This window comes from Terrihabitans aquatilis (genome assembly GCF_052542005.1).
The window spans coordinates 2,501-5,418 of record NZ_JBOCUO010000005.1 but is presented as its reverse complement, the minus strand read 5'-3'; the positions used below and the strand labels follow the sequence as shown (position 1 = coordinate 5,418).

The following is a 2,918-nucleotide window of genomic DNA, read 5'->3' as shown; positions in this document are numbered from 1 at the left end:
TTTTTGTATTTGGTTGCGGGAACAGGATTTGAACCTGTGACCTTCAGGTTATGAGCCTGACGAGCTACCGAGCTGCTCCATCCCGCGTCGATCTGGTTTGGATGGCCGAGTTCTGGTTCGGGATCCGTAGATTGGCATTGTTGAAGAGCGACTGTTCTTTGCAGGCCTGGCAGTGACCTACTCTCCCGTGCCTTAAGACAAAGTACCATTGGCGCAGAGGAGCTTAACGGCCGAGTTCGGGATGGGATCGGGTTTTTTCTCCTCGCCAAGCCACCAGGCCGGCAAAGAACAGTGAAGCAAGCGTGATCTTTTGTGATCGCTGACCGATGTCTTTCGCGGACATTGGTAATGAGAGCGATCAAGCCAATCGAGCAATTAGTACCGGTAAGCTTCATGCGTCACCGCACGTCCACACCCGGCCTATCAACGTGGTCGTCTTCCACGGCTCTCAAGGGAGACCTGGTTTTGAGGTGGGTTTCCCGCTTAGATGCTTTCAGCGGTTATCCCGTCCGTACATAGCTACCCTGCAATGCGGCTGGCGCCACAACAGGTCCACCAGAGGTACGTTCATCCCGGTCCTCTCGTACTAGGGACAAATCCTCTCAAGTTTCCTACACCCACGGCAGATAGGGACCGAACTGTCTCACGACGTTCTGAACCCAGCTCACGTACCACTTTAATCGGCGAACAGCCGAACCCTTGGGACCTACTTCAGCCCCAGGATGTGATGAGCCGACATCGAGGTGCCAAACGATTCCGTCGATATGGACTCTTGGGAATCATCAGCCTGTTATCCCCGGCGTACCTTTTATTCGTTGAGCGATGGCCCGTCCACGTGGAACCACCGGATCACTATGACCGACTTTCGTCTCTGCTCGACTTGTCAGTCTCGCAGTCAGGCAGGCTTATGCCATTGCACTCAACGACCGATTTCCGACCGGTCTGAGCCCACCATCGCGCGCCTCCGTTACTCTTTGGGAGGCGACCGCCCCAGTCAAACTGCCTACCATGCGCGGTCCTGGAGCCGGATAACGGCTCGCAGTTAGACGTTCGTATTTACAAGGGTGGTATTTCAAGGATGGCTCCACCAGAGCTGGCGCTCCGGCTTCAAAGCCTACCACCTATCCTACACATGCCAACACAAACGCCAGCGCAAAGCTACAGTAAAGGTGCACGGGGTCTTTCCGTCTGACCGCAGGAACCCCGCATCTTCACGGGGAATTCAATTTCACTGAGTCTACACTGGAGACAGCGGGGAAGTCGTTACGCCATTCGTGCAGGTCGGAACTTACCCGACAAGGAATTTCGCTACCTTAGGACCGTTATAGTTACGGCCGCCGTTTACCGGGGCTTCAATTCAGAGCTTGCACCCCTCCTTTTAACCTTCCGGCACCGGGCAGGCGTCAGACCCTATACGTCACCTTACGGTTTCGCAGAGCCCTGTGTTTTAGGTAAACAGTCGCCACCCCCTGGTCTGTGCCCCTCCTGCCTGGTTGCCCAAGCACGAGGCCTCCTTATCCCGAAGTTACGGAGGTAAATTGCCGAGTTCCTTCAGTGTAGTTCTCTCAAACGCCTTGGTATACTCTACCTGACCACCTGTGTCGGTTTCGGGTACGGTCTGATGTGGAGGCTATTTCCTGGAACCCCTTCGAAGCCTGTTCAATCCAATAAGAACAGACAACACACGGGATTCGTCACCTTCCACTGGCTGGGGAATATTCGCCCCATTCCCATCGACTACGCCTTTCGGCCTCGCCTTAGGGGCCGGCTAACCCTGCGCAGATTAGCTTTACGCAGGAACCCTTGGTCTTTCGGCGGGGGTGTCTTTCACACCCCTGATCGTTACTCATGTCAGCATTCGCACTTCCGATACCTCCAGGATGTCTCACGACTGTCCCTTCGCAGGCTTACGGAACGCTCCGCTACCGCTTACGTGTAAACACGTAAACCCAAAGCTTCGGCACATGGCTTGAGCCCCGTTACATTTTCGGCGCAAGAACCCTTGTTTAGACCAGTGAGCTGTTACGCTTTCTTTAAAGGATGGCTGCTTCTAAGCCAACCTCCTGGTTGTTTTGGGATTCTCACATCCTTTCACACTTAGCCATGATTTGGGGGCCTTAGCTGTTGGTCAGGGTTGTTTCCCTCTCCACGACGGACGTTAGCACCCGCCGTGTGTCTCCCGCACAAGTCATCCCGGTATTCGGAGTTTGGTTAGGTTTGGTACCTCGGTAAGAGGCCCTAGCCCATCCAGTGCTCTACCCCCGGGAGCATACATGCGAGGCGCTACCTAAATAGCTTTCGCGGAGAACCAGCTATTTCCAGGTTTGATTGGCCTTTCACCCCTAGCCACAAGTCATCCGAGTCTTTTTCAACAGACACCGGTTCGGCCCTTCAGTGCGTGTTACCGCACCTTCAGCCTGCTCATGGCTAGATCACCTGGGTTCGGGTCTAATCCGACGAACTGAACGCCCTGTTCAGACTCGCTTTCGCTTCGCCTACGCCTAGCGGCTTAAGCTTGCTCGTCAGACTAAGTCGCTGACCCATTATACAAAAGGTACGCAGTCACCCAGGACGAACCTTGGGCTCCTACTGTTTGTAGGCATCCGGTTTCAGGAACTATTTCACTCCCCTCGTCGGGGTGCTTTTCACCTTTCCCTCACGGTACTGGTTCGCTATCGGTCGCTAAGGAGTACTTAGGCTTGGAGGGTGGTCCCCCCATGTTCAGACAGGATTTCACGTGTCCCGCCTTACTCAAGTCTTCCACAATCATTGATCCGTACGGGGCTATCACCCACTGCGGCCCGCCTTTCCTGAACGGTTCCGGTTTAGATCATGGAAGCACTGGCCTGGTCCGCGTTCGCTCGCCACTACTAGCGGAGTCTCGGTTGATGTCCTTTCCTACGGGTACTTAGATGTTT

Annotated in this window: 1 tRNA gene and 2 rRNA genes (1 of these 3 cut by a window edge); all 3 read right to left on the bottom strand. The window is 54.7% G+C overall.

What is annotated here, in order from left to right:
- Nucleotides 1-10: 10 nt before the first annotated feature.
- Nucleotides 11-87, bottom strand: a tRNA-Met gene (locus ACQ6S1_RS15385).
- A 77-nt stretch (nucleotides 88-164) separates the two neighbouring features.
- Nucleotides 165-278 (bottom strand): 5S ribosomal RNA (gene rrf / locus ACQ6S1_RS15380).
- A gap of 76 nt (nucleotides 279-354) precedes the next feature.
- Nucleotides 355-2,918 (bottom strand): 23S ribosomal RNA (locus ACQ6S1_RS15375) (it continues 246 nt past the right edge of the window).